Origin of the sequence: Nostoc sp. UCD121, from assembly GCF_014222285.1 — a bacterium.
Taxonomy (GTDB): Bacteria; Cyanobacteriota; Cyanobacteriia; order Cyanobacteriales; family Nostocaceae; genus Nostoc.
The window spans coordinates 12,112-38,595 of record NZ_JACKZS010000017.1 but is presented as its reverse complement, the minus strand read 5'-3'; the positions used below and the strand labels follow the sequence as shown (position 1 = coordinate 38,595).

At 41.1% G+C, this 26,484-nt stretch carries 27 protein-coding genes; 19 read left to right on the top strand and 8 right to left on the bottom strand.

What is annotated here, in order from left to right; translation table 11 throughout:
* Positions 1–36 precede the first annotated feature (36 nt).
* Positions 37–1,707 (top strand): ABC transporter ATP-binding protein, encoded by a 1,671-nt coding sequence (locus GNF10_RS06090; RefSeq protein ID WP_185581539.1) that lies wholly within the window; start codon positions 37–39, stop codon positions 1,705–1,707.
* A gap of 32 nt (positions 1,708–1,739) precedes the next feature.
* On the opposite strand, the gene GNF10_RS06085 is transcribed toward GNF10_RS06090, so the two are convergent.
* Positions 1,740–2,681 carry a hypothetical protein gene (locus GNF10_RS06085; RefSeq protein ID WP_185607128.1) on the bottom strand — a complete coding sequence of 314 codons (942 nt, stop codon included), beginning with the start codon at positions 2,679–2,681 and terminating at the stop codon, positions 1,740–1,742.
* Positions 2,682–3,400: 719 nt separating this feature from the next.
* On the opposite strand from GNF10_RS06085, the gene GNF10_RS06080 reads away from it, so the two are divergent.
* Positions 3,401–5,170: an FAD-dependent oxidoreductase gene (locus tag GNF10_RS06080; protein ID WP_185586512.1), complete on the top strand. Its 1,770-nt coding sequence runs from the start codon at positions 3,401–3,403 to the stop codon at positions 5,168–5,170.
* Between the two features lie 107 nt (positions 5,171–5,277).
* The gene (locus tag GNF10_RS06075) at positions 5,278–5,505 is read left to right on the top strand and encodes a hypothetical protein (protein ID WP_185586511.1); all 228 of its coding nucleotides are present in this window, start codon (positions 5,278–5,280) and stop codon (positions 5,503–5,505) included.
* Between the two features lie 793 nt (positions 5,506–6,298).
* Here the strand turns inward: GNF10_RS06075 and GNF10_RS06070 are convergent.
* A complete protein-coding gene (locus GNF10_RS06070) occupies positions 6,299–7,357 on the bottom strand; it encodes a class I SAM-dependent methyltransferase (protein ID WP_185586510.1) in 1,059 nt (352 codons plus the stop codon).
* Between the two features lie 290 nt (positions 7,358–7,647).
* On the opposite strand from GNF10_RS06070, the gene GNF10_RS06065 reads away from it, so the two are divergent.
* Complete coding sequence (locus GNF10_RS06065) at positions 7,648–7,848, top strand: hypothetical protein (protein ID WP_012411649.1); 201 nt, start codon at positions 7,648–7,650, stop codon at positions 7,846–7,848.
* Positions 7,849–7,977: 129 nt separating this feature from the next.
* On the opposite strand, the gene glnA is transcribed toward GNF10_RS06065, so the two are convergent.
* Complete coding sequence (gene glnA, locus GNF10_RS06060; RefSeq protein WP_185586509.1) at positions 7,978–9,399, bottom strand: type I glutamate--ammonia ligase; 1,422 nt, start codon at positions 9,397–9,399, stop codon at positions 7,978–7,980.
* 357 nt (positions 9,400–9,756) lie between these two features.
* On the opposite strand from glnA, the gene apcB reads away from it, so the two are divergent.
* The 7 genes from apcB to GNF10_RS06025 all read left to right on the top strand — a co-directional run bounded on the left by apcB (position 9,757) and on the right by GNF10_RS06025 (position 14,869).
* Positions 9,757–10,266, top strand: a complete 510-nt coding sequence (gene apcB, locus GNF10_RS06055) for an allophycocyanin subunit beta (RefSeq protein WP_185586508.1) — start codon at positions 9,757–9,759, stop codon at positions 10,264–10,266.
* 334 nt (positions 10,267–10,600) lie between these two features.
* Positions 10,601–10,726, top strand: coding sequence for an element excision factor XisH family protein (locus GNF10_RS39465; RefSeq protein WP_185586514.1), 126 nt, complete (start codon positions 10,601–10,603; stop codon positions 10,724–10,726).
* A gap of 73 nt (positions 10,727–10,799) precedes the next feature.
* A complete protein-coding gene (locus GNF10_RS06045; protein ID WP_185586507.1) occupies positions 10,800–11,135 on the top strand; it encodes a XisI protein in 336 nt (111 codons plus the stop codon).
* 359 nt (positions 11,136–11,494) lie between these two features.
* Positions 11,495–12,634 carry a sulfate ABC transporter substrate-binding protein gene (locus tag GNF10_RS06040; protein WP_185586506.1) on the top strand — a complete coding sequence of 380 codons (1,140 nt, stop codon included), beginning with the start codon at positions 11,495–11,497 and terminating at the stop codon, positions 12,632–12,634.
* Between the two features lie 153 nt (positions 12,635–12,787).
* Positions 12,788–13,648 (top strand): sulfate ABC transporter permease subunit CysT, encoded by an 861-nt coding sequence (gene cysT, locus GNF10_RS06035; RefSeq protein WP_163937186.1) that lies wholly within the window; start codon positions 12,788–12,790, stop codon positions 13,646–13,648.
* Positions 13,635–14,510, top strand: a complete 876-nt coding sequence (cysW, locus tag GNF10_RS06030; protein WP_185586505.1) for a sulfate ABC transporter permease subunit CysW — start codon at positions 13,635–13,637, stop codon at positions 14,508–14,510. Before cysT ends, cysW begins: the two co-directional genes overlap by 14 nt.
* Before the next feature lie 92 nt (positions 14,511–14,602).
* On the top strand, positions 14,603–14,869 hold the full coding sequence (locus GNF10_RS06025; RefSeq protein ID WP_185586513.1) for an NIL domain-containing protein: 267 nt from the start codon (positions 14,603–14,605) through the stop codon (positions 14,867–14,869).
* Between the two features lie 550 nt (positions 14,870–15,419).
* Here GNF10_RS06025 and GNF10_RS06020 read toward each other — a convergent pair.
* Positions 15,420–15,629, bottom strand: a complete 210-nt coding sequence (locus GNF10_RS06020) for a hypothetical protein (RefSeq protein ID WP_185592345.1) — start codon at positions 15,627–15,629, stop codon at positions 15,420–15,422.
* Between the two features lie 20 nt (positions 15,630–15,649).
* Here GNF10_RS06020 and GNF10_RS06015 point away from each other — a divergent pair, with 20 nt between their 5' ends.
* Entirely contained in the window at positions 15,650–16,315 is a 666-nt protein-coding gene (locus GNF10_RS06015) for an NIL domain-containing protein (RefSeq protein ID WP_185586504.1), read from the top strand.
* Positions 16,316–16,337: 22 nt separating this feature from the next.
* Positions 16,338–16,676, top strand: coding sequence for an NIL domain-containing protein (locus tag GNF10_RS06010; protein WP_185586503.1), 339 nt, complete (start codon positions 16,338–16,340; stop codon positions 16,674–16,676).
* 18 nt (positions 16,677–16,694) lie between these two features.
* On the opposite strand, the gene GNF10_RS06005 is transcribed toward GNF10_RS06010, so the two are convergent.
* Complete coding sequence (locus tag GNF10_RS06005) at positions 16,695–17,285, bottom strand: Crp/Fnr family transcriptional regulator (RefSeq protein ID WP_185586502.1); 591 nt, start codon at positions 17,283–17,285, stop codon at positions 16,695–16,697.
* Between the two features lie 226 nt (positions 17,286–17,511).
* Complete coding sequence (gene cysE / locus GNF10_RS06000) at positions 17,512–18,240, bottom strand: serine O-acetyltransferase (protein ID WP_221643540.1); 729 nt, start codon at positions 18,238–18,240, stop codon at positions 17,512–17,514.
* A 225-nt stretch (positions 18,241–18,465) separates the two neighbouring features.
* On the opposite strand from cysE, the gene GNF10_RS05995 reads away from it, so the two are divergent.
* The 3 genes from GNF10_RS05995 (at position 18,466) to GNF10_RS05985 (ending at position 22,445) form a co-directional block, all read left to right on the top strand.
* Positions 18,466–18,936, top strand: a complete 471-nt coding sequence (locus GNF10_RS05995; RefSeq protein ID WP_174713315.1) for an Rrf2 family transcriptional regulator — start codon at positions 18,466–18,468, stop codon at positions 18,934–18,936.
* An 18-nt stretch (positions 18,937–18,954) separates the two neighbouring features.
* Positions 18,955–19,917, top strand: a complete 963-nt coding sequence (gene cysK / locus GNF10_RS05990; RefSeq protein ID WP_114080548.1) for a cysteine synthase A — start codon at positions 18,955–18,957, stop codon at positions 19,915–19,917.
* A gap of 407 nt (positions 19,918–20,324) precedes the next feature.
* On the top strand, positions 20,325–22,445 hold the full coding sequence (locus GNF10_RS05985; RefSeq protein ID WP_185592347.1) for a hypothetical protein: 2,121 nt from the start codon (positions 20,325–20,327) through the stop codon (positions 22,443–22,445).
* A gap of 251 nt (positions 22,446–22,696) precedes the next feature.
* Here GNF10_RS05985 and GNF10_RS05980 read toward each other — a convergent pair whose 3' ends face one another.
* Entirely contained in the window at positions 22,697–23,407 is a 711-nt protein-coding gene (locus GNF10_RS05980) for a cadmium resistance transporter (protein ID WP_185586328.1), read from the bottom strand.
* A 126-nt stretch (positions 23,408–23,533) separates the two neighbouring features.
* Between GNF10_RS05980 and GNF10_RS05975 the strand changes: the two genes are divergently transcribed.
* On the top strand, positions 23,534–24,196 hold the full coding sequence (locus GNF10_RS05975; RefSeq protein ID WP_185586329.1) for a cadmium resistance transporter: 663 nt from the start codon (positions 23,534–23,536) through the stop codon (positions 24,194–24,196).
* 50 nt (positions 24,197–24,246) lie between these two features.
* Here GNF10_RS05975 and GNF10_RS05970 read toward each other — a convergent pair whose 3' ends face one another.
* Entirely contained in the window at positions 24,247–25,044 is a 798-nt protein-coding gene (locus GNF10_RS05970; protein WP_185586330.1) for a sulfite exporter TauE/SafE family protein, read from the bottom strand.
* A gap of 423 nt (positions 25,045–25,467) precedes the next feature.
* Here GNF10_RS05970 and GNF10_RS37800 point away from each other — a divergent pair, with 423 nt between their 5' ends.
* Together GNF10_RS37800 and GNF10_RS05965 are read left to right on the top strand one after the other, a co-directional pair.
* A complete protein-coding gene (locus tag GNF10_RS37800) occupies positions 25,468–25,629 on the top strand; it encodes a hypothetical protein (protein WP_185592349.1) in 162 nt (53 codons plus the stop codon).
* Positions 25,630–25,895: 266 nt separating this feature from the next.
* Entirely contained in the window at positions 25,896–26,483 is a 588-nt protein-coding gene (locus GNF10_RS05965) for a TetR/AcrR family transcriptional regulator (protein WP_185586331.1), read from the top strand.
* Position 26,484: the final 1 nt, after the last annotated feature.

Genomic DNA, 26,484 nt, shown 5'->3' with positions numbered 1-26,484 from the left:
TTATAAAAGCTGGTAGCCCAGGGCTGATAACTAAATATGAGTGAAGCCTTATTCTGTATCCAAAATCTGCGAGTTGCCTATCCTCAACGGAGTGGAGAAGAGGCAAGCTGGGCGGTTGATGATGTATCTTTCACCTTGCAACCAGGTGAAAGAATGGGATTGGTGGGAGAGTCAGGTTGTGGTAAGTCAACTATCGGGCGGGCAGTAATGCGTTTACTACCAGCCTCTAGTTGTGTTGAGGGAAAGGTGACATTTCAAGGACAGTCGGTGCTTGACTTGATGCCTAACCAGTTGCGGAAATTTCGAGGAGAGGCGATCGCACTAATTTTTCAAGATCCCATGACACGCCTCGATCCGTTGATGACGATTGGTAAGCATTGTATCGAAACCCTTCAGGCGCACTCACCAGAATTATCAACGCGGGAAGCCAAAGAAAAAGCCCTTGCTACTTTGGCGAAGGTGAATATCCCCGCTAGTCGCTGGAATCAGTATCCCCACGAATTTAGCGGGGGAATGCGCCAACGGGTTGCGATCGCTTTAGCTTTACTCCTCAACCCCAAGTTAATTGTTGCCGATGAACCCACCACCAGTTTAGATGTCACCGTTTCCGCGCAGATATTAAAAGAATTAACTCGCCTGTGCGGTGAAGAAAACATGGGATTGTTGCTGATTTCTCACGATTTAGCAATGGTGGCTGAGTATTGCGATCGCATTGGCGTGATGTACCAGGGCAAAATGGTCGAAATGGGTTCTACAGAAACCGTATTTAGGCAGCCTCAACATGAATACACGCGATCGCTCTTAAAAGCAGCTTTACACATTCAAGCAGTAAACGATGATGGAGAATTGATAATTACCAACGACTCAGAAAAGCAATTACCGATTATTAATAAGCAATCTCCAATTTTGAGTATTACAGAACTCAAGCAATACTACACCATAGAACCTAACTTTATCGAACGGCTGTTTAACACACAAGCGCAGACAATTAAAGCAGTAGATGATATCAATCTAGATATTTATCCAGGAGAAATTCTCGGCTTAGTCGGTGAATCAGGCTGCGGTAAAAGCACACTATCACGAACAATCCTGCAACTAATTCGTCCCACCAGTGGCAAAGTTAAATTTTTAGGACAAGATTTAACTACACTGTCGCCTCAAGAAATTCGCGCTTCACGGCGACAAATCCAAATGGTTTTTCAAGATCCCCATGCTTGTCTCAATCCAGCGATGACTGTGGGACAAAGTATCGCCGATCCTTTATTTATCCACAATTTAGCCGCCCCTGTTAAGGCAAAAGAACAGGTTTTGTGGATGCTAGAGAAAGTTGGGTTAACACCCCCAGAAGTATATTATGAGCGTTATCCATCAGATTTATCTGGAGGACAACAGCAAAGAGTTGCGATCGCTCGTGCTTTGATTACTCACCCTAAACTTTTGATTTGCGATGAACCTGTGAGTATGTTAGACGCTAGCGTGCAGTCGCAAGTGCTAGATTTGATGTTGCAATTAAAGGAAGAATTTGAGTTAACTTATCTGTTCATAACTCACGATCTCTGGTTAGCTAGATTTTTGTGCGATCGTATTGCCGTGATGAATGGTGGCAAAATTGTCGAACTCGGTCTGACAAAAACTATTTTTAACAATCCTCAGCACCCTTACACCAAAACACTACTAGCTGCTGCCCCCTTACTAGCACGCGCTTAACTCCTGTACAGACGCGATTAATCGCGTCTCTCCTAATTTTCTTCCCTCGCCTTAAGTAATTTAGTTGCTTCTCCAGTCGAACCATATAGTTCAACGAATCTTTTAAATAGCAATGCAGTCTCGTGATTTGAAGCCTTACTTAAATTAAATAAACGCCCTATATTTTTATCCGCTAAAGCTCTTAAATAGGGCAAATCTTCAAATAGTGTCAAACAAGAAGCAAAATGCAATATTATTTGTAATAATGGCTTTGGCCACTCTAGGTCACTATATATATCTATAAAGAACTGATGTTCTGAGTCATTTAACGGAAAAGCATTAAATAAAACAATTATCCTTTTGTGATTGTAAACTGGAATACTCAATTCAACAGTATAGGGAGTATGTAATATTAAATCTACCTCCACAATCGGTTGCCGCCAAATTCTCAAAGGATTAGCTGGCGAGTCTAATATTGTTTTGAATTTGATTATTCCACCAGTGCTGGTGGGCTGAAAGTGGCTAATTTGGAAAATTTTCAGCTTATTAAGGCTAAAATTATGAACTGTTTCTAAATGCTTTAAGTTCAATAGATGATAAATTTGGCAAAGATAAGGAAACGGTAAAAGATACTCCTGACTAATCATGTGGAGCTTTTTTATTTGAAGTTTATTAGCTTGAGTACGAGCGATATATTCTTGATATTGGCTGGGCCCTAAATCATTGCTGTTGAAGCTTTCGTTAGGTTTGAGATATAGCCAACTCACAAAAAAGAAAGAAGCTGTAAATAACTGAAATATTTCTATATAAGATAAATAACCATCAGCAAATGCAGCTATACTTCTATCCGTTATTCCAAAAATCCAAGATGGAATACCAAATATCCAGATATTACTTTTGATTTGATCTATAAAAAGTGCTATTTCAATATTTGAGACATTCCTATCTTGATTTACACTTAATTTGTCATTATTTTTTAGAAAATTAGTAAACATAATATTTCTAATTCACGTAATCCTAGTAATTCATAAAATCTATTTACGTTAATCTTAAATACCAATCCACAGCCATAACCTCTATCTTTGGCTGTATATACAAGTTGTATTTATTTCTATCTATTTAAAAGAAGTTATTATGAATATGGCTAAAAATTCAACCCTTGATTAGATGTAATACTAAATTATACGCATCTCCAAATTCTTTGTAAGTCTTGCCCTTAAAGGATTTAATGTTGTATTCTCTGATTTAGGTATAAATAAATTAAAAGGAACGAATTTGCTAAAATATTTCTACTAGCTGAGTACAAAAAATTAAATTATCTCACTTTTACAAAAGTGGTATACAGATAGATAAAAAATTTCTTTTTCCTGACATAAAAAACTTATCTAAGTAGTGTAGTGTGAAAAACATCAACCTATTTAAATATAAATAAATAGGATTGATCTATCTATTGAGGTAACAAAGATACAGGTACTTGTATATCAAAAGAGTATTTCTAACTAGTCAGAAAGACAAAATTATGTAAAAGCCCTGAACTGGGGATGCAAGACACAAAGTTGATAAATCGGATTAGGAATAAGAATTTATTCTGTGTTAGTTGGAACCAGTTTCGTCTGAAAATCTTTAATGCTCAGTATCTGAAAAATAAAATAACTTATCTATTTGATGCCAAGCTATCTGGGGGAATATAACGTAACTCCAGTGAGGTTAAGCAATGGTTAATCAGACATACACAGTTGATGTCTTAGTTGTCGGTGGAGGAACCGGAGGCACTGCGGCTGCTATCCAAGCGGCGCGACGGGGAGCCAAAACGATTCTGGTGAGTGAATTTCCTTGGTTGGGGGGAATGCTAACTTCGGCTGGAGTGTCTGTACCCGATGGCAACGAATTAGAAACCTTTCAAACGGGTTTATGGGGTTCGTTTTTGCAGGAATTGCGGCAACGACAGCCCGGAGGATTAGATAACAGCTGGGTAAGCTTTTTTAGTTACGATCCTCAAATTGGGGCAGAAATTTTTGCAGATTGGGTGCAGGAATTACCAAATCTGCATTGGATTTCTGGACAAGTACCAATAGAGGTATTTCGCCAAGGTGATTCTATTACTGGTGTGCGCTTTGCTGATTTTGCTGTCACAGCCAAAATTATTCTCGACGGTACAGAATTAGGAGATTTATTAGCTTTAGCTGAGATACCTTACCGTTGGGGCTGGGAATTGCAATCTGAGTGGGGAGAACCAAGCGCCCCAGTGAGTTTTAACTCTTTCACCCAAAAATATCCTGTGCAAGCGCCCACTTATGTAGTTATTATGCAAGACTTTGGTGATGCAATTGCACCAGAAATTCCGGCTGCCCCTAACTATAATCCATCACAGTTTACAGGCGCTTGGGATGGCTATGGAGCAGAGACATTTTTGAATTATGGACGTTTGCCTGGTAATCGATTCATGATTAATTGGCCAATCTGTGGCAATGACTACGGCCAACGAGTAGGGCGGCTGATAGAGTCAGATGTGTCCAGAGGTGAATTCATCCAAGAATCTCGCTGGCATAGCCAAAATTTTGCCCATTTTATCCAAGATCAGCTTGGTCGTCGCTATGGTTTAGCAGAAAAGGTATTTCCTCACGCCCCTACAGCTTTTGCACTGCATCCCTATTATCGAGAAAGCCGCCGCTTATTGGGACTAACTACTGTCCGAGAACAGGATATTTTGCCGATTGCCGGGGGAAGAGTTGCATCTATATTTAATGATGCAATCGCAGTTGGTAACTACGCCAATGACCATCATTATCCTGGTGTTCAATTCTCACTGCAACCAAAATCTATCCGTTGGGGCGGGCGTTGGACTGGAACACCCTTTACAATTCCCTACAGTTCCCTAATTCCAGCCACAACAGATGGTTTATTGGTTTGTGAAAAGAATATTTCTGTCTCTCACATTGCTAATGGCGCTACCAGATTACAACCTGTAGTTATGGGCATCGGTCAAGCAGCAGGTATGGCGGCGGCGATATGTGTTGAGTTAAACTGTCAGCCGAGGCATTTACCTGTTAGATCACTCCAAACAGCTTTATTAGAGGATAATCGTTCAAAAACAGCAATTATTCCTTTATTTAATCTTCCACCCAATCGTTCGGATTGGCTGCACTGGCAACTGTATTACTTAAATAACCCACAAGCCTATCCAGATAGTGGTTATTGCCCTTGCCCATCGGAGAATGAGTACCCTGACTCTGCTTTTGATAAGGCATTAATTCGGGAAAGTAACTGTTTCAAAGGCATTTTATCCCGCTTGGAACAGCAGGAATACAGATTTGCTGTCACAGCGCCAGCCGCATATCAAGGGCAAGATTGGCAGCTTGTGACTTTGCGATCGCATATCGACGAGCAATTACGCGCTTACCCCCACGAACGATTAGTTACATTGTGGGGTCGTCAGAACCACTCTGGTAATTGGTTATTAGTCGAACATTTAAACGGAGGATAAGAAGAGTTTATTTTCAGTAAAACAGAATACTTTTTGATTAATTGTCCGGATATTAATCAAAAAGCTAAGTATCAGTGAAGTGGAGAGTTCCAAAATAGACATTTGCTATGCGTGCTGCCATTTCACTTTTAGTATCGAGTCTGGTGTTCGGCCCCTTAGCTTCTAACTGCCAAGCAATGGTCAATCACTTATCAACTGGGCTACTTTCCACGCCTACTTCGGAACAGTGGCTCTCGGCAGCATCTGAACAAAATCCAGATGATGCGCCACGTCATCGCGGTAGTGGGCGTAGGGAAGTGACACAAAAATTCGGAAATATCTATGTTGTGGTTTAACCACCGTAGGATAATGCCTGTTCTTCAAAAAGAACCAAAACTAAAGTTCCAGAAAACACGATGTTGTGCCAACATATTTGACACAGCTTTTGTGACAGAGATATATACAGTTGACACACGAAAATCTTCAGCGATCGCTTAGTATTTCAACTGCAAGCTTTGTATATCATTAGTTGGTCTTTTAATCCTGGCGATCAAAACGCAAATAAAATTAAGTGTCTTGATCAGCAGCATTAACAACTCCCAAAAGCTACATAACTGTTGCTTATATTCGGTGGGAAGCTCTGCACCTCAATCCTCAACGGCTCTAGAAATAGATGTTATTTAGACTATCAGTTAATCTAAAGCATGTCTAATTCAAACATTCTGCTGGTTAAGGAAATAGTCTTAAGGCAACTTCACTCACTTTATTCCCCAATATCTTTTCTTCTCATACATTAAGTAGCTGGTTCCTATATGAGCAACTAATGGATCTTCACTTCGACGCGTGTTTAGCGTCCTTTACCTAAGCATAAAATCCTTTTCGTTCCATTCGAGCTTATCTAGGACATGGATTAGCATAAGTAGTATAGATTTATTGCACTTGGCAACAAATATTACTATTTATGAGCTACTCTTACACCCTGGTTCGTCCTTCTAGTAGATGGTGTTCAACGAAATAAATATTAAGAAGAATTTGCTAGATAATCTCACTCATCTTAATTATTCTACACCCAATGACAGATGCAAAATTTTGCATCTGTCTTTTTTAGGTAAAGTTTCCTTAAAGAAAAAGCAATGAAAAGGTATAGTTTCAAGCTGGCTTATGAGCAATCAAATACTTACTCATAAAATGGGTTTGGATCTCAATATTCTCAAAGCCTACTCTCTGTAAACGTTCTAGCAAGTTATCGGTGGTGTAATGCTTGTAATAGGGTTCATGGAAAGTTTCGGGGAAAGAATCCATTATATGTTCCAACTCAGGTGAATCACTCAACTGAATGGAGTCACAGATAATAAAGACTCCGCCTGGTTTTATTACCCGGAAGCATTGCTCAATAACTGTCTGACGTACAGATGCTGGTAACTCATGGAAGAGAAAAACAGAAGTTACAGCATGAAAATAATCATCTACATAAGGTAACTCTTCGGCATTCCCTTGCAAAAGTTGCGGCAGTTCTCCTGGGATTTGCGATAGTAGTTCATTTGCTTTCCGCAAATAAGCTGGTGACAAATCTGTGCCAAACAGAGATGCTTGAGGCAAGGCTGCCCGAATTAACTTTAAAGTCCGCCCAGTTCCACAAGCTACATCCAAAATACGGACTTGCTTTGGTGCAACCGAATCAAAAGCTTTCAGCCCTTGCTTGAGAGGAGCGAGAATTCGCCGCCGCATCACATCAGCTGCCCCACCAAAAAGAATTTCTACTTGTAAGTCATATAAATTGGCTGACAAGTCACTTAAATAGCCATCGCTTTGGTGATGGAAGTTCTGCACGTAGTAGCTGGGATAACCATCCGTGTCGATTTCGGGCGAAAAATATTGATAATTCTGTTGTTGAATCCGTTCCCAGATTTGAGGAGAATCTAGCCACACCAGAGGATAGTAGGAAAAAAAGTCTTGCCAGGGGTTATCAAACAATAGACTTTCGGGGTAGACACCTTTTTGGGCATCTTGCCAGTCTGTTTCGAGCAGCTGGTTCAATCTCTGTTGAAGCTTGACTAAAAGCTCATTTGGGATAGGTTTGGTCTTTTGTTCAAGTGTCGGATACACCAGGTTCCTCAACTGTGAACTTAATATCTTGTGAGCCAGACCAAAGTAATTTTTACCCTGCTGAAAGGTCTGATAAGTCAGCTTAGTTAAACTCTCAGGCATAAAAATAGCTTAAGTTTTGATTACTTCTATGTAAATAATTGTAACGAAAAAATTATTTACTGTTGGAAAAGTAAAACCTCCCAGGGAAGACAAATTTGAAGCCAGATGATTTTAGCCATCAAAGGTAGATTGAGGAAGATTTTTCGAGCTTTGGGGACAAATGGCTAATATTGTCAGCAAAAGGAAATATAAAGTTATGTGAAAAGTAGCTTATGTTACAGAATTTTTGTTATATTAGTCTTGCGAGCAAAGAAAAATTATATATTCACAAAATAAACAGGAGTATGGTTATGTCTATCGCAGATAAATCTCGTGCGTTGATGGTGCGTGAACATCAGCAAGTCAAGAATCGCCAACAATCAATGCTGATGAGGGCTGCACAAGAACTTGGTCTTCCTGAAGAAGTATCTCACTACTGGAACCCAATTCAAGGGAAGGTAGATGCTAGTAGTCGGATGATTTATGGCCCCAGCCACGCTTCCATGAGCTAAGTTTCAAGAGTTTGAAGCTAGATTTTTTGAGTGAATATCTCAACTGACAACTCTGGAAAAAAAGCCACCCTGTACTCTAGGGTGGCTAAACTTATTAATTTAGTTAAATACGATTCTTAATTTAATTAATTAAGCATCGTAGTAGAGGTAAAACTCATAGGGATGAGGACGTAGCTGTAACTGCTTGGCTTCGTTAAGCTTGTAGTCAATCCAATTTTCGATAAAGTCTTCCGTGAATACGCCTGATTCTGTCAAGAAAGCGTGATCGTTTTCTAGTGCTTGCAATGCCAGTTCTAAAGAACTTGGAGTTGAGGGAACCTTTGCAAGCTCTTCTGGAGAGAGTTCATAGATATTTTTATCTAAGGGTTCACCAGGATGTATTTTGTTCTTGATGCCATCGATACCAGCACAAAGCATTGCAGCAAATGCCAAATAGGGGTTAGATGTAGCATCTGGACAACGGAATTCTAAACGCTTGGCTTTGGGGTTTTTACCAGATAGAGGAATACGGATAGAAGCAGAACGGTTCCCTTCGGAATAAGCCAAGTTTACAGGAGCTTCATAACCAGGTACTAGGCGCTTGTATGAGTTGGTGCTGGGGTTGGTAATTGCTAACAGCGCTGGTGCGTGTTTGAGAAGACCACCAATGTAGTACAACGCCATATCACTCAAACCAGCATACTTATCACCTGCAAACAGAGGTTGTCCGTCCCTCCAGATGGACTGGTGACAGTGCATTCCCGAACCGTTATCGCCAAAAATTGGTTTTGGCATGAAGGTGACAGTTTTACCATATTTATTGGCAACGTTCTTGATGACATATTTGTAAGTCATCAACCAGTCAGCCGCTTCGATCAACTTCCCAAACTTGAAACCTAGTTCGCACTGACCACCAGTAGCAACTTCGTGGTGATGCTTTTCAATGGGCACACCTAATTCCGCCATTGTCAACAGCATCTCTGTACGGATGTCTTGGAAAGAATCCGTCGGTGCGACTGGGAAGTAACCTTCTTTGAAGCGTGGTTTGTAACCCAAGTTGGGTTTTTCATCTGTACCGGCTTTACCAGAATTCCAAGCACCTTCTTCGGAGTCTAAGAAGTAATAGCCTTCGTTAGCAGTTTGGGCAAACCTAGCACTATCAAAGATAAAGAACTCAGCTTCAGGGCCAAAGAAAGCTGTATCACCAAGACCACTGGAAACTAGGTAATCTATTGCTTTTTGGGCAATAACCCGTGGGCAACGGTTGTATGGTTCACCCGTGCGGGGGTCTTTAATACTACAAATTATACTTAGTGTTGGCACTTCCATGAATGGGTCGATCCAAGCTGTGTTGGGGTCGAGTACCATCGTCATGTCTGATTCGTTGATCGCTTTCCAACCCCGAATGCTGGAACCGTCAAAAGCTACGCCATCAGTGAACGCAGTCTCATCGATTTGGTTTTGGTACAGTGTGAGGTGCTGCCAAGTCCCTACTGTGTCGATGAATTTGAGATCAATCAGTTGAATTTTTTCATCTTGAATTCTCTTCAAGAGTTCTTGTGGTGTAGTCATTTTTACTCCTTCTCTACCAATTTCCTAAAGTCAACCAGAATCTTACATTGCATCCTAACCCTGCTGATCTCAATCAGACCGTGACACACCAGAAATATCTTAAATAGTAGACATTAGCTGATTTTGTAGTTTATGTTACAGATATCTGGATTATCAGGTTATATTAACCTTTCAGCGCTCATCTGTACAAAACTGGAAAGTTCATCATATAGGGGTCAACTTTGGCATAGAATCCTTAAATAGTGGATAGATTGTTTTTGTGCCGAATCTATTTTAAATAGCACAAAAATTTACTGGTGCGTGAGTGCAGCCAAATAAATATCAAACCATAAATAGCAAGGATTGGGAGAAAAAAGAATGCGCGATGCGGTAACAAGTTTAATTAAGAATTATGACTTAGCTGGTCGGTATTTTGACCGGAATGCGATCGATAGCCTGAAATCTTACTTTGACAGTGGTACAGTCCGAGTCCAAGCGGCGGCGGCGATAAATTCTAATGCGGCTGCACTTGTCAAGCAAGCTGGTTTGAAGTTATATGAAGAACTGCCAGAATTGATTCGTCCTGGTGGAAATTCCTATACAACTCGTCGTTATGCAGCTTGTCTGCGCGATATGGACTACTACCTGCGCTATGCCACCTATGCGCTAGTTGCTGGAAACACCAATGTATTGGATGAACGAGTGCTACAAGGGCTACGGGAAACTTACAATTCTTTAGGAGTACCTATTGGGCCTACGGTTCGTGGTATCCAGATTCTCAAGGATCTGATTAAGGAACAAGTGGCAGCCGCAGGTGTGGTTAATACTGCTTTTGTGGATGAACCGTTTGATCACATCACACGCGAGTTGAGCGAACAGGATATTTAGCATCTAGTCTTGGTGACTAAAAATCGCGGAACTATACAAACAAAGTTCGCGTAAGCATACTTTACAGACATCGCACTTTGGCTTGATTGGCAAGGTGCGTTTACTTTTCTTAAAGCAAACTAAAGAAAAATATCCCGATGTGCCAACGTTAATTATTTGCTATCAAAAAGGTAAAAAAAGCAAGACAATAAATGGGATGGTCATCCTATATATCTACCCATGTTAGTTTTACCTAAACAAAAATTTGTTTTAATGTTTAATTATGATGAGGATGAATAGGTGATATTTTGAATTTGCGATCGCACGTCTGTAAAATAGTTTTGCTAGATTAAAGCTGTATTTTTGGAACTATCTTCCGACTAATGCAGCCAGAGACATCTACCACGCCGCAGTCATTAAAGCACTTATAGCAGATGGTTGGACAATAACTAACGATCCCTTATATAGGACTCATATTTGAGTTTTGTTCCAAAATCAAATATGAGTCCTATAAACCTAATTATCTTTGACGAGCAACTAGAAAGGATTATCAGATGGATAAGCTAGTTCAGTATCGTGAAATTATTCGTCAGTTGATATTTGACTATGCTAGTCACAAGCCTGCCAATGGTCAAATAGAGACAGAACCAGTCATTGACTCGGAGCGAGACCACTACGAAGTATTACATGTCGGTTGGGATGGAGTACGCCGCGTACATGGTTCGGTGGTACATATAGATATTATTAATGATAAAGTGTGGATTCAATATGATGGTACTTCTCAGCCAGTGGCAGAGGCATTATTAGAAGCGGGTATTTTGCGCGAAGATATTGTCTTGGGTTTCCATCCGGCTGAACTACGGCAATACACGGATTTTGCTGTATATTAATTACCCACATTTATTTATGGAGATTTCTCCTGTATACTTACCACCGCTCCTGGACTCGTTACCGATGCGCTATATTGCATCCTTCAATGAAACGCGATCGCTAGAATAGACCATCTTCAAAAATTAGCTATTCTATAGCAAATTGCTTGATACATTGCTTGGCTGAGGTATCAAGCAATTTGATACTTGAAAATAAAAGTATTGTAATTCCTTACATAATTGGTAGAATCACCATATTCTTGATGAAGAATGTGAGGTTTATTGGTGTTTGCAACTAGTTAGATGTAATCATCCGGTATGATAAACACTATATAACTGTATTCCCATCAGTTATCTGTAGATTTAGTGGAGGAAATGGAATGAGTTTGTGGCAACGCCCACTGAAAAGATTACAAGCGATCGCTGAACATGGAACACATCGGTTCAGACTAAATTCGCTTAAAGGTTTTGTATCACTCTTTTTAGTAGGGACTGTACTGAGTGTGGCGCTTGCCGCCTGCTCCGGCGGAACAGCGAGTAATTCTTCCTCTGAAACCCCTAGTGCTACTCCTGTGGCTGCAAGCAAAGATAGTGTTGAACTAACTCTAGTTTCCTTTGCTGTCACCAAAGCGGCTCACGAAGCAATTATTCCTAAATTTGTAGAACAGTGGAAGAAAGATCATAACCAAACTGTCGTCTTCAAACAAAGCTATGGCGGCTCTGGTTCTCAAACTCGCGCTGTTATCGATGGCTTGGAAGCAGATGTCGTCCACTTGGCACTAGCTGGGGACACCTCAAAGATTGAGAAGGCTGGATTGATTCAGCCAGGGTGGGAGAAAGAAGTTCCCAACAATGGTATTGTCTCCAAATCAGTTGCAGCATTAGTAACTCGTTCCGGTAATCCTAAAGGCATCAAAAACTGGCAAGATTTAGCTAAAGACGGTGTAAAACTAATTACTGCTAACCCCAAAACTTCAGGTGTCGCTAAGTGGAATTTCTTAGCACTATGGGATTCTGTGATTAAAACAGGTGGCGATGAGGCTAAAGCTACTGAATTTGTGACTAAAGTTTACAAAAATGTGCCAATCTTGCCTAAAGATGCACGGGAAGCTACTGATACATTTGCCAAGCAAGGGCAGGGAGATGTCTTAATCAACTACGAAAACGAAGTTATTTTGGCACAGCAAAAGGGCGAGAAGGTTGAGTATGTCATTCCCGATGTGAATATATCAATCGACAATCCGATCGCAGTGGTAGATAAGAACGTCGATAAGCATGGAACCCGCGAAGTTGCTGAAGGTTTTGTGAAATACCTCTATACTCCAGAAGCACAGCAAGAGTTTGTCAAATTAGGATTCCGTCCTGTGGATGAGACTGTAGCTCAAACTAAAGAAGTCACAGACAAATTTCCCAAGGTGAAAACTTTGGGTACAGTTGCAGACTTGGGCGGTTGGGAAGCAATCGATAAGAAGTTTTTCGCAGATGGGGGCGTGTTTGATAAGATTCAAGCCCAAAAATAAACGGTAATTAAGTAATTCGTAATTCGTAGTGATGACCATGCAACTTTTTTTATCGAAAATTAAAATTTGTTGGAATGTCTTTGAATTACGAATTAACAGTTACGAATACTGGCAAAAAACTTCTTGTGAAATTTAAATTTTGAATTCTTGACTATGACGACTGTATCTTCTTCTTTGGAAGTTGAGCGCAAAACACCATTCTGGAAGAAATTGCGGCGGGTTCCCTGGACTTGGCGAATCACTATAGCATACCTGACAGTGATGTTGTTTATCCCCATAATTGCCATGTTCCTGAAAGCGAGTACGGAACCTCCGGCGAGATTTTGGGCGATCGCAACCAGTGATATCGCATTAGCCACCTATAATGTAACTTTTGTCACAGCAATATTTGCTGCCTTACTCAATGGCGTATTTGGTACTCTAATTGCTTGGGTTCTGGTGCGCTACGACTTTCCCTTCAAACGCTTGATTGATGCCACAGTAGATTTACCATTTGCACTACCAACTTCGGTAGCAGGGCTAACCCTAGCAACTGTTTACAGTGATAATGGCTGGATAGGCTCGCTACTAGCACCACTGGGAATTAAGGTAGCTTTTACTCGCACGGGAGTAGCGGTGGCAATGATATTTATCTCACTACCCTTTATTGTGAGAACTGTGCAACCCGTACTTCAGGAAATGGAACATGAAATTGAAGAAGCTTCTTGGTGTTTGGGCGCTTCTCAATGGCAGACCTTCTGGAAAGTAATTTTGCCACCTTTATTTCCGACGATTTTAACTGGTGTTGCCTTGGGTTTCTCCCGTGCAGTTGGGGAATATGGGTCAACTGTAATTATCTCTTCTAATACGCCCTATCAAGATTTGATCGCACCCGTGCTGATTTTCCAACGATTAGAGCAGTATGACTATTCTGGTGCAACAGTAATTGGCATAGTTTTACTATCAATTTCGTTGGTATTGCTATTAGCAATTAATTTCTTACAAGCATGGGCAAGACGATATGACAGTAGATAAGCCAAGTTTTCACTCATCTGCATCTGATACACATACAGCCAAGCCTAAAGAGCAGAATAGTTGGGTGCCAATAGTTTTAATTGGTATAGCGATCGCTTATTTAGCCTTAGTTCAATACATCCCTGCAATTAACGTTTTTATCCAAGCCTTCAGCAAGGGATTTGGGCCATTTCTATCCAACCTGACGCGACCAGCTTTTCTCCATGCAGCTTGGCTAACACTTTTGCTGGCTGTAATTTCTCTACCCTTGAATACAGTATTTGGGCTATGTGCAGCTTGGGCGATCGCTCGTCATAAATTTCCCGGACGAGCCATAGTTTTGAGCATTATTGACCTGCCCTTTTCCATCTCGCCCGTAGTTGCAGGATTGATGATTGTGCTACTTTACGGACGCAATGGGTGGTTTGGCCCTTGGCTCCAGGCACATGATGTCAAAATAATCTTTGCCTTTCCAGGTATGGTGCTGGCTACAGCCTTCGTGAGTATGCCCTTTGTGGCGCGGGAAGTGATTCCTGTTTTAGAGGAATTTGGTAAGGATCAAGAAGAAGCTGCTAGAACTCTCGGTGCGAAAGATTGGCAGATATTTTGGCGTGTCACCTTACCTAGCATCCGTTGGGGCTTGCTCTATGGTTTAATTTTGACCAATGCCAGGGCAATGGGTGAATTCGGGGCGGTTTCGGTGGTATCTGGCAACATTGCTGACCAAACCCAGAGCTTACCACTGTTTGTAGAAGATGCTTACAAACAGTATGAAACCGAAGCTGCTTTCTCTGCGGCTGTATTGTTAGCATTGCTAGCAGTAGTAACTTTGGTGCTGAAAGAGATTTTAGAACGGAAAACCAGCATCAAAGATGTTGAATAGTTAGGTTTTGGGCATGGGGCATTGGGCATTGGTTATTCATCCTTATTTCCCTCCACCCCTTTGCCCCCACTCCCCTCTACGGCTATTAACTAATTATGTCTAATAACACACCTACCAATAAACGGATTCGACTCAGAATTCCTAAAGACTATCACCAGGAACCTGTGATTTCTCGCTTAGTGTCTGACTACAATCTGACTGTGAATATTACAGCAGCCATTCTGGGAGCCAATGCTGTCGGGGATGGTTGGTTTGACCTTGAATTACAAGGAACAGATGCACAAATTCAGAGCGGACTAACTTATCTGCATGATTTGGAATTAGAAGTCTGGGATGATACTAAAGCAACCGATTGGTAAAGTAGTTTGATTGCTATTCCCTAATTTTTCAACCTATAACCTAGAGTTGGCAATATCTCTGGAGTTGGGTGGCAGACATCCACATAAGCGATCGCTCTAAAAAATCACCTCTGAAAAAGTGCGATCGCATTTTCAATTACTAGGTTCTGGTGCAGTGACATTCAGAATATTAACCAGCAGGTCAAAAATAGTTTCCTTGGTAGCTAATAACAGAGGGGAATCTGGCGAAATGAGGGGCAATTTCATTAGCACTCTGTTTCAGGATTTTAGGGAACGGCACTACAGATAGAAACCTCCTATATTTGAATTTACTCACCAGCCAAAGAGAGATTTAACTCTATTAAAACCATTAGACATAGTATTTGTAATATTATTGACTGATTCGGCAATTGACCATTAACGACATTTATTAAGGCGATCACTCGCGCCGTCATCTCGACATTTTAGAGCAATTCCAGATTCGGGCGTATGCGATCGCACCGATGTTCATTGAGCCAAAACTAGCAGATGCGATCGCCAGACAACGCGCTTAACACCACTTCAGCATATTTTACGTGAATTTACCCATTGCTTTTTTGCATTCTTCGTGGGATTCTCCTTTACATAACAAAAATACGTTAAATCGATAGAACTGCCGTAGTTTAATAAGAGCCAAAAAGATGAAAATTTCTATAAGGCTGACATCCAAACAGGCAAGGTTGAGTTTTAGGGGCGCGGCATCAGCAAGACTCTCTGTCGAACCAAAAAATTGCCTAGGCATCGTTATTGGGAATTAATCTGATGTCTCAGAGTAAATCTGTAGAACCTGCTTCAGTCCACAGCCGCATTCTCGTACCTCAGAGGTATCACAGACAACCTGTAATTTCGCGGCTGGTGTCTCGTTATGGTTTAACCGTCAATATCAAAGCAGCATTACTGACATCCGATAGTGACAGCGATGGCTGGTTTGATTTGGAACTTTCGGGAAATCCCCAAAAACTGACAAATAGCCTATCTTACCTGCAAGGATTGGGAGTGAATTTGCTGGAATTAGCGATCGCTAACCACATTCAATTTAACCAGCACTCTTTACCTTTCCCAAGTCTAGCTAGCAAACTGAGTTCCAAAGAATCTGCATTCCTGACAAATCAATGGCAAGAACAATTCCAGCAATGGATTTCTCTCGGTCAAACTAATCGATTGCGCTTGCAACTGTGTGTCTTAAAATCTTATTACAAAGAGCCGGTGATTTCTGAGTTAGTTTCTCGTTATGGATTAACTGTAAATATTACCAGTGCTACGCTTCAACCCGATACGGAAGATGACGGCTGGTTTGACTTGGATTTGTGGGGGAGAAGCAAACAACTTTACTCTAGCCTGAGTTATTTAGAAAAACTGGGGCTACCGATTTGGCTGGATTTATCTAGCGTTTATAGCGATGTCTACGACGGGCTACGCCTACGCTAAGTAATATAAATCTCACTATCCAATGGCAGCATTAAATAAACGTCAAACCAATTCCCAAACCAGATTATCACTGGTTTCTTCAGTCTCTAACAAAAGCCAAGTCACTCAGATTCGCCTGCGGATATATATTCCCAAATGCTATCTGCAAGCGCCTGTGATTTCACAGTTAATTTCTGCTTACGGCTTGGTAGTTAATATTACGAAGGCTATGCTACAACCAAATACAGATGAAGAAGGGTGCTTTGATATTGAACTACGGGGAACAGTACCACAAATCTCTAATGGTTTGGCTTATCTGGAATCTCTGAATCTTAGAATTGTGGGCAAGCCGAATGCAGACGGCGATAGCTGGTTTTGTTGAAATAATCTAAATTTCAATCTAAATTTCGTAGTACCAAATCTCTTCTTCTCGCACCACAATTCGATGCAGAGAAAGACGATCAATCAAGCCCTCATGCTCAAACTGTCCAAGAACACGAGTGATAGTCACACGAGTTGAACCTAGCATTTCCGCCAAGTCTTCGTGAGTCAGACGCATATCTATTAAACGTCCCTTCTCAACTTCCGAACCAAACTTTTTAGATAACCATGCCAGCAGCTTGATTAGCATGGTATCAACTTTTTTATGGCTACGAATAACCATCAATTCTTGAGCCTGTTGGATATGGGCAAGTAGAGTTTCTGTTAGTTGAGTCCACTCCTCTACAGGTAATACTGTCGCCTCTACTTTAGTTAAGCATTCCATCTGATAAGGTTCTAATTTTGACAAAGACTTACCAACAATATCTCCAGGGCCCCACAATCCCAGAGCGACGGTTGTACCATCTTCCAAATAGGTAAAAGTCCTGACAAAACCCGTTTCAATCTTCCAAAGTCCGTTTGGATGCTCTGGTAAAAATGACCTCCGGGCAAAAATTTCTTTAGTATTATTACTGTTTAAGCTAGTTAAATTTGCATATAAAGATACCATAGCTATATCACTATTCTCCGATAAATTAACCGTAGTATTATATTTATATCAGGTTCTAAGAGCATCTGGGCATTTATAAAAAAGTCGGAAGCAGGGGGCAAGGGGAGCAAGGAGGACAAGGGGACAAGAGGTGAGAACTTGAAACAAGTCTTTCCCCTTGTCTCCAATTCTCCTTGTCCCCAAGTCCTCTTCCCAATTCCCAATTCCCAATTCCCAATGCCCAAAATTAAATTCCCGCACCATCAAGAAAATCTTCAATCATCCCATCAGACTTATTGCTCTTAGGGTTGTATGTTTGTTCGTCGCCAAGCTCAGTTGGGGACAAACTTGATTGATCTTGCAACTCCTCGAACTGTTTTTCTAGTGCCTTGACACGTTCAAATAAAGCGCGGATAACTTCAGCTTCTACGTCGCGGACTTTATCATGATCCAAAACATTGGTAGACAAGTTGTTCTGACGAGTCACGCGCCCTGGAATCCCGACGACGGTTGTGTTACTGGGTACATCTCGCAGCACCACAGAACCGGCTCCAATACGGACGCGATCGCCAATTAGAATATTTCCCAATACCTTTGCACCCGCTCCCACAACCACATGAGAGCCTAAAGTTGGATGGCGTTTGCCGCTCTCTTTCCCAGTCCCGCCTAAAGTCACACCTTGATAAATCAGGGCATAGTCGCCTACGATCGCAGTTTCACCAATCACAACTCCCATACCGTGGTCAATAAACACTCCCTGTCCAATTAATGCCCCAGGATGGATTTCAATCCCGGTTAAAAACCGACTAATATGAGAGATAAACCGAGGTATGAAGGGAATTCCAATTTTATAGAGCCAGTGTGCCAATCGATGGAATATTAGGGCTTGGAGTCCAGGATAACAGAACAATACTTCTAGCCAGTTACGGGCTGCTGGGTCACGCTCAAAAATGGTTCGCAAATCAGTTATTAGCATACTCTGTTGAGATTTTCGTTGGTAAGTGAGGCTCTGAAAACAGAAACTCAGGATAATTCCCACAAAAAGATCGAGTCATTTATGGGAATTATGTTAGATAATAATCTACGGTAAGTCGATAGAATATAGTGTTTTTGTGGTTAGTAAGTGGGATGCTATCACATTCCACACTTTGAAAAAATTAATTTCGGATAAACTGCGACAAGTCCCCCAATTCACCGTAGTATGTTGAGTACAGTCTTGAATAGCCAAAACTACGCTCTCTTGGATCTGTCTTCCAAAGTGGAATATGCATTGCTAGCACTCTTAGAACTGGCAAGCCACCACGGAAAAAAACTTCCTCTAACCATGAGCGAGATCACTACCAAACAACCCATACCTGAACGCTATTTGGAACAAATTTTGACCAACCTCCGGCGTTCTGGTGTGGTGCAGAGTCAACGCGGCTCTAAAGGAGGTTTTGTTTTAGCTCGTGAACCTTGGCAGATTACACTGCTGGAAATTGTGACTTTAGTCGAAGGTGAGCGGAAAGAGAAAGATACATCTGACTCTCCGACTCTAGAAAAGACTCTGGTTTATGAAGTTTGGGAGCAAGCTAACGCTGCTTCAATTGAAGTATTGGGTCGCTATACACTCCAAGACTTGTGCGAGGAAAGAGAGACTCGCGCCCAGCAAAGCCCGATGTATTATATTTAGACACGACGGAGTATTCACATGCGGATAGCGAAAGATATCACAGAGTTAATCGGACGAACTCCTCTAGTTCAATTAAACAAAATTCCCCAAGCTTCAGGAGCGGTTGCTCGGATTGTGGTGAAGCTAGAAAGCATGAATCCAGCATCTTCTGTGAAAGATCGGATTGGCGCGAGTATGGTGGAAACGGCGGAAGAAGCAGGCTTGATTCACCCCGGAAAAACTATTTTAGTAGAGCCGACTTCTGGGAATACAGGAATTGCGCTAGCGATGGTGGCGGCCGCTAAGGGGTACCATCTTATTCTAACGATGCCCGACACAATGAGCCACGAAAGACGATCGATGCTCAAAGCTTATGGCGCTCAATTAGAGTTAACGCCAGGTGTAGAAGGGATGCGAGGAGCGATCGGTCGTGCAGAGCAGATTTTAGCTCAAACGCCCAATGCTTATATGTTGCAGCAGTTCCGCAACCCTGCCAACCCGAAAGTTCACGCCGAAACCACAGCAGAAGAAATCTGGAATGATACCGATGGAGAGGTGGATATTCTAGTGGCGGGAGTGGGTACTGGTGGGACGATTACAGGAGTTGCAGAAGTTATTAAAGGACGGAAGCCAAGTTTTCAAGCGATCGCAGTTGAACCAAGCAGCAGTCCGGTATTAACGGGTGGGAAATCAGGGCCTCACAAAATCCAGGGTATCGGCGCGGGATTTGTCCCAGCAATTTACCGTCCAGAATTAGTGGATGAAGTGATTCAGGTAGCAGATGAGCAAGCGATCGCTTACAGCCGTCGCCTAGCAAAAGAAGAAGGATTGTTATCGGGCATTTCTACTGGCGCTGCTTTATATGCGGCTATTCAAGTAGCACAACGTCCAGAAAATGCAGGTCGCCTAATCGTCATGATCCAGCCTAGCTTCGGCGAACGCTACCTCAGCACCTCACTATTCAAAGATCCAGAAGAGAATGAGTGGTTGAGTAAAGTTTGATTCTGCATAACAATTTTAAGTAAGTAGGAAAGAATACATGAAACTATGTTACATCGCATAACATAGTTAAACTGGCTTGTAGTAAGGGCTAGAGCCGCTTACTACAAACCTTGCGTATTAGGTTATAAGCCCTGATTGCACCCAACTGAGAATCGCTATAGTACTGTTGTTACAACTAAAACTCAGTCCTTAATATTCCAGAATTAAGTCAAGTTAAAAATTAAAAATTTATCATTTGTAACAGACACTGATTAGATTATTTTCTCAGTGTATGATGTGTATTCAAAAGTCAGTCGCAGCTATAATCAAAAATTTTTCATTGTCAAAATTATTTGAATATTAGGATGAAATTCCCAAAAGTTCACTTATCCACTATCTCCAATCCCCAAAATATAGAAAAAAGCTCTGTGTCCGCACCTCGACCTTTTAGTAGTCCCGCCAAAAATGTGACGGCAAGACATAAGTCAGTTAAGGAAATCGAAAATAATACTTTTGCAGAGCAAAAGATGGAGGCAACTAGACTTGAGCTACAAGCGAAGTATGGCACGATTACAGCAGAGGGGCAGGAACGCTTAACTGTATTGCAAACCAAGATGGATGAAATATTGTATTCGAGCCTGGATAGAGCATCTCAATTTGGTCATAATTTTGCCAATATTCCAGTAAGAAGACCAGATATAGCAACACCAATTCAGGCAAAGCTAACAATTGGGGAACCTGGAGATAAGTACGAACAGCAAGCAGACGAGACAGCACGTCAGGTAGTACAACGTATTGATCTACCACAGAGCGATAAACTTCAGCGAGAAACTTTGCTTGGTGAAGACAATGAACTACAAATGCAACCAGGGGGCAGTGTCCAACGCAAGTCGTTACCTCAAGAGGAAGACAAATCACAAATCAAGCCGATGGTGCAACGTGTGTCAGACAGTGGCATGGTAACTGGAGATGTGATTCAACGGGTTAGTGTTAAGGATGCAATTAAAATATTTGAAAATATCGCAACAAAAGAAGGCGCAGACATAAAACAGCAAGCAGATATCAAAAAACGGCAAGCGGATATCAAAAGTGCAGGACTGAAGAAAGCTAGTACCTCTAAATTAGAAGAAAAACCATCACAACAACAGCCTGAGACAGAAGCTACTGATTCACAATTAGCCGAATCTAAGCCTCCAACAGTAGAAGGAGAGCCACAAGAGCTAAAATCTCAACTTCCATCGAATACTTCTTCTAATTCTGAGCCAACCTCTGCTAACCCGAACAAAGAGGCTAACGATCTAAACATAAACAAACAGGTTGAGGCGAATTTGAATGTACTTGCAGACGGATTTTTCGCAATGTATAAGCCTGAGGACTTTGGAGGAAAAGATGGTTTCAAGAAGGAATACGATGAAACAATGCAATCAGTAAAAAAATTCTTGCCTGATTTGATTTTAAAAAGAAAGCAAGAAAATCCTGATGCAAGTGGCCTACTTAGCTTTGATGAGATAGGAGAAGAATATCAAAAGCATGAGGAGACACTTAAGGGTAAAAAAGTAGAGGAGCAAATCAAACCAAGAACAACCGGGAAAGACCGCTGGAATAAACTAAAGAAAATAGTCATAACCGATCCATCCTTGCCTCAGATCAAGGGTAAGTCAAAACCCCTAACCCACAAAGATATAGTTAGCCAAGTTAGGGCTGAGGCAAAGACGAGGGCGGCAGAACTTGGCGACACAAATCATGAGAGTTATTGGCTTGAAGCATGGGATGCATTGCATCGACCAGCCTTTATGTTGGCAGGTAAGGATCTAGAAGAGGGACATTTTGAAAATTGGATGAAAGAGACAGCAATCCTAGAATGGCTGAATGAACAGGAAAATAGAGATAAAGAAATGATGGCTGCTTTTAATGACCAGAAACAGCAAGAAAGCGGCGAAGCTAATTTCTGGACATGGAAAGCAAAATCAAAATACGCTAATACATCTCCACCGCCTCCTACAATTTCTTTCTGGGATTGGCTTAAGCAAAAAAATATATCTATTGAGGGAGTTCAATACTTGGAGTCTGAGGCAGAACGCAGACCAAGAGGAGTTACGGTGAGTGGTGGTAAATGGCAAGATGCTTTTGGGGATAGCCTTAGCTCACTAGGGATGGAAGCTATTGGTGCGCCGAATGATGGGCAAGATTGGATGATCTTTGTGCTTAGTCCAGATGGGAAATTCTACGCTGATGCTCATAAACAAGGAAAATATCATCACTCCAGTGCTTTAGCGGGCATTCCAGTCAAGGGTGCAGGTGCAATTCGGGTGGATGGTGGCAAACTTGAAGCAATTTGCGATAAGAGTGGACACTATAAACCAAATCCCGATCAAATGTATGCGACCCTACGGCATTTACAGAAAAATGGTGGTGTAGATCCTAAAACCTACAAAGTATCTACAAGGGATTTGGGAGATATGCAAGGTGACAAGTGGATCGAGAAATATCTTAAAACCCAAGTGTCTAATAAAAGATCCAACAGATCCAATAAAGACAAAAATTCTTAAAGAAAAAGCTGATTATGTATGTGGAATTTTCCAGCATGATAGTACCGATAAATAGTATTTTACTATGTTTTCAACAACAAATTTAAACACTTGTAATTAAAAAAATAGAGGTTAAATTCAAGTGAGTAAGTCATATTTGTTAACAGAGTATCTACCATAAGCTCACTGGCGATCGCAAGCAATCATAATCAAGAAACTCGTCGCACCTGCGGAATGTGGGAAATAAAAATCAAAACCTAAAATTGGCTTGATTATCTAATAGAATTTTCGCCAATTTCATCGGCACTTTCATTATTTTTCACCAAAATCATTAAACAGAAAGAACTAGCAGCTAGCTTTATTAAGCTCAAAGCTTCACTTTTTAATACAATAAAAGCGCCCAATCCTATAAGAACAAAAGGCACAAGATTATTAACGTAGCGCGTCAATATATCAGCTATTACTCTGTAATGAGTTAATTTGTATGCTGCATAACACCAAATTACTAACAATATAAAAAATAATCCGATAATTACCACAAAAGTCTCTAAGTTGCTGCTCGCAAACAAAGGTACGTAGATACTAATATTATCGCTACCATTGGCAATTGTAACGGCTGCTACACTATAAGTCTGGGGAGAAAAAAAACTCTTAATTGTTGATGTTTCAGTTTCTTCTGTTACATCGAAAAATTCTTTTGATGAATTTTCTTCCCGATTCACCAAACTACTGATACCTATGGACATTGGTAGTAAACCAAGTAATCCAATCCAGTTTTTGGATAAAACTAACCCACCAAATAAGCCAGGAAGACTAAGGATTAACAGAACGGTAAAACCTAGAAACTGACCAGCAACTATATGCCGAGGACGAAGGCTAGTATTTATTTGAGAAAAAAATAACAATAGAATGACAATATCATCTATGTTAGTGGCAATGAACGCAATTGCCCCTGTAGTAATTGCAGTAACTAATTCGTTCATATTTTACAGCAGTTTTCAGGTCTTTAGGCCGATAAGATAGGGAATGGGTATTAAAAAGTAGTGTAGTTCAATTACTTGAAAGGTTAATTTGGTATGGTGAGAAATCGTAGGTTCTGAAAATCCAGCATGAGTAAGTTAGGGACAGTCTTCAGTGAAGGGATAATTGCCTTCATCGCCACTAACATAGATGACATCATTATCTTGTTAATATTTTTTTCACAGATAGATGTTAATTTTCGGCGGCGGCATATCTTACTCGGTCAATATCTGGGTTTTTCAGCCATTATCATCGCTAGCTTACCAGGATTTTTTGGTGGATTGGTCGTACAGCGAGAATGGATCGGATTGCTAGGACTCCTACCAATAGCAATTGGTATTCAACAATTAATATATAGAAAAGAAGAAACTATAACAGTTCAGGCAGTCAGTAGTGATTTTAATCAGCCTACGCCTACTAACCCGGTATTGTCTTTTATTTTGAGTATTTTGCACCCCCAAACCTATAAAGTGGCAGCAGTAACGATCGCTAATGGTGGTGACAATATTAGTATATATATCCCTTTGTTCGCTGGTCAGAATCTTGCCAGTTTGGGAATAATTTTAAGTATATTTTTTATCATGGTAGGGGTTTGGTGTGCGATCGCTTATTTTTTAAGTCGTCAACCTACCATTGCTTATATTTTAAGTCGCTACGGTAAAGCTGCTGTACCTTTTGTGTTAATCGGCTTGGGTCTGTTCATTATGTATGAGCGAGGTACATTCACTCTACTACCTTGGGTGAGAAGTTAATCAATGTTGGATGTTGAATGCTGGATTTGGAATCTAAAATCTCAATTTGGTTACACTTGATGAACTAATTTCCAACTCACCATCATCAAAATGGCGTAAATAATAAACCGTAGTGGGCGCTGGGGAGCTACTTGGCAGATTTTAGCACCTAGCAGAACTCCTGGTACAGAGCCTAGCCAGATAGGTATTACCAAATTCCAATCAACTGTTCCCAGGCTGAGATGGCCAAGGGCTGTAAACAGCAGTAAAATTGCTGCGTGTGAAATATCAGTACCCACTAACTTCCGTGCATCCAAACGGAAAAACCCAATCAGCACTAGGGCAAACATTGAACCTGATGAGACGCTAGTTAGACCAACTAAACAGCCTAAAATGGCCCCCAAAGTGATTGTTATAAAGCGGCCAAAGTTAGTTTCTAAGTCTAACTTTGGTAGTTCGGGTAAATTGAATTTGGGTAAAAAAGTCAATAACAACAATTGCACTAGTGCTAATGCTGTGACTAGTAAAATCATCACACCAAGCAAACGGAGCAAGATATTATCCAGATTATAATCACCTGTACGTTTAAGAACGTGCAAAATTCCTACTCCAAACAGTGAGCCTGGAACACTCCCGAATGCCAGCCATTTGACAACTTCTGTATCCAGGGTTTTCTGTTCCCAATGCTTGACGCTACCAACAATCTTCATCAATGTGGCAGCTACAACATCAGAACTCACTGCGATGGAAGGCGGAACCTGAAAAACAAAAATCAACATTGGAGTAATGAGAGAGGCTCCGCCAATTCCCGTCAAACCAACTATGATGCCAACGAAGAAGCTTAAGAATGGTAGTGATAAATAGTGCATACTCTTTGGGGGTTTGAGAAAGTCAGCTAGAACTTCACTACTAGAGAGCAATAACTCAGCCGAATTACAGCCCAGTGGTAGATAGGGCTAGTCATGGCAAATTATTGTGTTTCTCAAAGGATGAGTGACACAAAGAAAGGTTTATCTAGCTAAAAATTAGGACAGAGGATTACTGGACAACTTAAAACCTGCCTGAAAGTTTTTGGAAGTATGGCAACTGACATTTAGCTGAAACAGACTTTTATAAATGCTTATGGGTCAGTTGTTTTACTAAATCAACTTCTTACTGGTTTTTCTGCGGTTTTACGTGTAAAAGCCGGTAAAGCTATGTACTTACCGTATTTTACTTGTAAACACGATCAAACGTCCAGCGTATTCGTTTTGTATATCGCTATATTTTCTGGATAATACACCGCAAGTCTAATGACTCATGAAAATTTTGTTTTTTACAACCCCGTCAAAATCCTGTTTGGCAAAGCTCAAATCACCAATATTATTGCTGAAACTTCTGTTGATAACGCCGTGTGCAATTTTCTCTCAGACCTAACCCCCAACCCCTTCCCTACAAGGGAAGGGGAGCAATAATCAAAGCCTATCGACCTTTCGGGGAGAGGAATGGAAGTGGGGTTTTAAGAATAAGTATCGCGTGTTGATACCAAAACATCTCATTACCTAGAGTGGAGGTAGCATCAAAACTAACGGCGTTTATAACCGGGTGAAGTCTGCGTTATCTGGACGACAAAAAACACTTGACTCACAAGGATGTATAATGATAAAAATAAACAGACCGATCAGTCTGTAACTTTTAATTCAATAAACTACATGACTCCCTACTCTAATAAATCGCTGTAATGTCCAAAGGCGAAGAAACAAAAAGTAGAATTCTACATCAAGCAGCCGAACTGTTTAACCAACAGGGGTATGCAGGCTCATCAATGTCAGACATCATGCGTGTTACTGGATTGCAGAAAGGAGGAATTTACAATCACTTTCAAAGCAAAGACGATCTCGCATTACAGGCTTTTGATTTTGCGATCGCTCGCATTAAACAGCATACTAGATTTGCATTGCGAAGCAAACGCCATGCAGTAGAACGCCTGCAAGCAATCATTGGGATATTTAGTAGCTTCGCAGAAAATCCACCTATCAAAGGAGGGTGTCCACTGCTGAATACTGCTGTGGAAAGCGATGATGCTCATCCGGCGTTGCGGGAACGCGCTCAACAGGCGATGAACTCTTGGCTACATCTAATTCGTCGAATTATTGAAACGGGAATTGCCAAGGGTGAAATTCGCTCTGAAGTAAGTGCTGATGAAATTGCCACCATCATAATTGCAACGCTGGAAGGGGCCATAATGATGAGTAAGCTTTATGGAGATTCAATTCACATGCACAGGGTAATTAATCACCTGAATCAATACTTGGAAACTCACCTTTAAA

Coding starts and splice junctions, on each gene's coding strand:
- GNF10_RS06090 (WP_185581539.1), top strand. CDS start 37: ATGAGTGAAGCCTTATTCTGTATCCAAAATCTGCGAGTTGCCTATCCT.
- GNF10_RS06045 (WP_185586507.1), top strand. CDS start 10,800: ATGGATAAGCTAGTTCAGTATCGTGAAATTATTCGTCAGTTGATATTT.
- GNF10_RS05965 (WP_185586331.1), top strand. CDS start 25,896: ATGTCCAAAGGCGAAGAAACAAAAAGTAGAATTCTACATCAAGCAGCC.
- GNF10_RS06015 (WP_185586504.1), top strand. CDS start 15,650: ATGTCTCAGAGTAAATCTGTAGAACCTGCTTCAGTCCACAGCCGCATT.
- GNF10_RS05995 (WP_174713315.1), top strand. CDS start 18,466: ATGTTGAGTACAGTCTTGAATAGCCAAAACTACGCTCTCTTGGATCTG.
- GNF10_RS06080 (WP_185586512.1), top strand. CDS start 3,401: ATGGTTAATCAGACATACACAGTTGATGTCTTAGTTGTCGGTGGAGGA.
- cysT (WP_163937186.1), top strand. CDS start 12,788: ATGACGACTGTATCTTCTTCTTTGGAAGTTGAGCGCAAAACACCATTC.
- GNF10_RS05980 (WP_185586328.1), bottom strand. CDS start 23,407: ATGAACGAATTAGTTACTGCAATTACTACAGGGGCAATTGCGTTCATT.
- GNF10_RS06020 (WP_185592345.1), bottom strand. CDS start 15,629: ATGCCTAGGCAATTTTTTGGTTCGACAGAGAGTCTTGCTGATGCCGCG.
- cysW (WP_185586505.1), top strand. CDS start 13,635: ATGACAGTAGATAAGCCAAGTTTTCACTCATCTGCATCTGATACACAT.
- GNF10_RS06070 (WP_185586510.1), bottom strand. CDS start 7,357: ATGCCTGAGAGTTTAACTAAGCTGACTTATCAGACCTTTCAGCAGGGT.
- glnA (WP_185586509.1), bottom strand. CDS start 9,399: ATGACTACACCACAAGAACTCTTGAAGAGAATTCAAGATGAAAAAATT.
- GNF10_RS06005 (WP_185586502.1), bottom strand. CDS start 17,285: ATGGTATCTTTATATGCAAATTTAACTAGCTTAAACAGTAATAATACT.
- GNF10_RS06085 (WP_185607128.1), bottom strand. CDS start 2,681: ATGTTTACTAATTTTCTAAAAAATAATGACAAATTAAGTGTAAATCAA.
- GNF10_RS06075 (WP_185586511.1), top strand. CDS start 5,278: ATGCGTGCTGCCATTTCACTTTTAGTATCGAGTCTGGTGTTCGGCCCC.
- GNF10_RS05975 (WP_185586329.1), top strand. CDS start 23,534: ATGAGTAAGTTAGGGACAGTCTTCAGTGAAGGGATAATTGCCTTCATC.
- GNF10_RS05970 (WP_185586330.1), bottom strand. CDS start 25,044: ATGCACTATTTATCACTACCATTCTTAAGCTTCTTCGTTGGCATCATA.
- GNF10_RS06065 (WP_012411649.1), top strand. CDS start 7,648: ATGTCTATCGCAGATAAATCTCGTGCGTTGATGGTGCGTGAACATCAG.
- GNF10_RS06010 (WP_185586503.1), top strand. CDS start 16,338: ATGGCAGCATTAAATAAACGTCAAACCAATTCCCAAACCAGATTATCA.
- cysK (WP_114080548.1), top strand. CDS start 18,955: ATGCGGATAGCGAAAGATATCACAGAGTTAATCGGACGAACTCCTCTA.
- apcB (WP_185586508.1), top strand. CDS start 9,757: ATGCGCGATGCGGTAACAAGTTTAATTAAGAATTATGACTTAGCTGGT.
- GNF10_RS06040 (WP_185586506.1), top strand. CDS start 11,495: ATGAGTTTGTGGCAACGCCCACTGAAAAGATTACAAGCGATCGCTGAA.
- cysE (WP_221643540.1), bottom strand. CDS start 18,240: ATGCTAATAACTGATTTGCGAACCATTTTTGAGCGTGACCCAGCAGCC.
- GNF10_RS37800 (WP_185592349.1), top strand. CDS start 25,468: ATGACTCATGAAAATTTTGTTTTTTACAACCCCGTCAAAATCCTGTTT.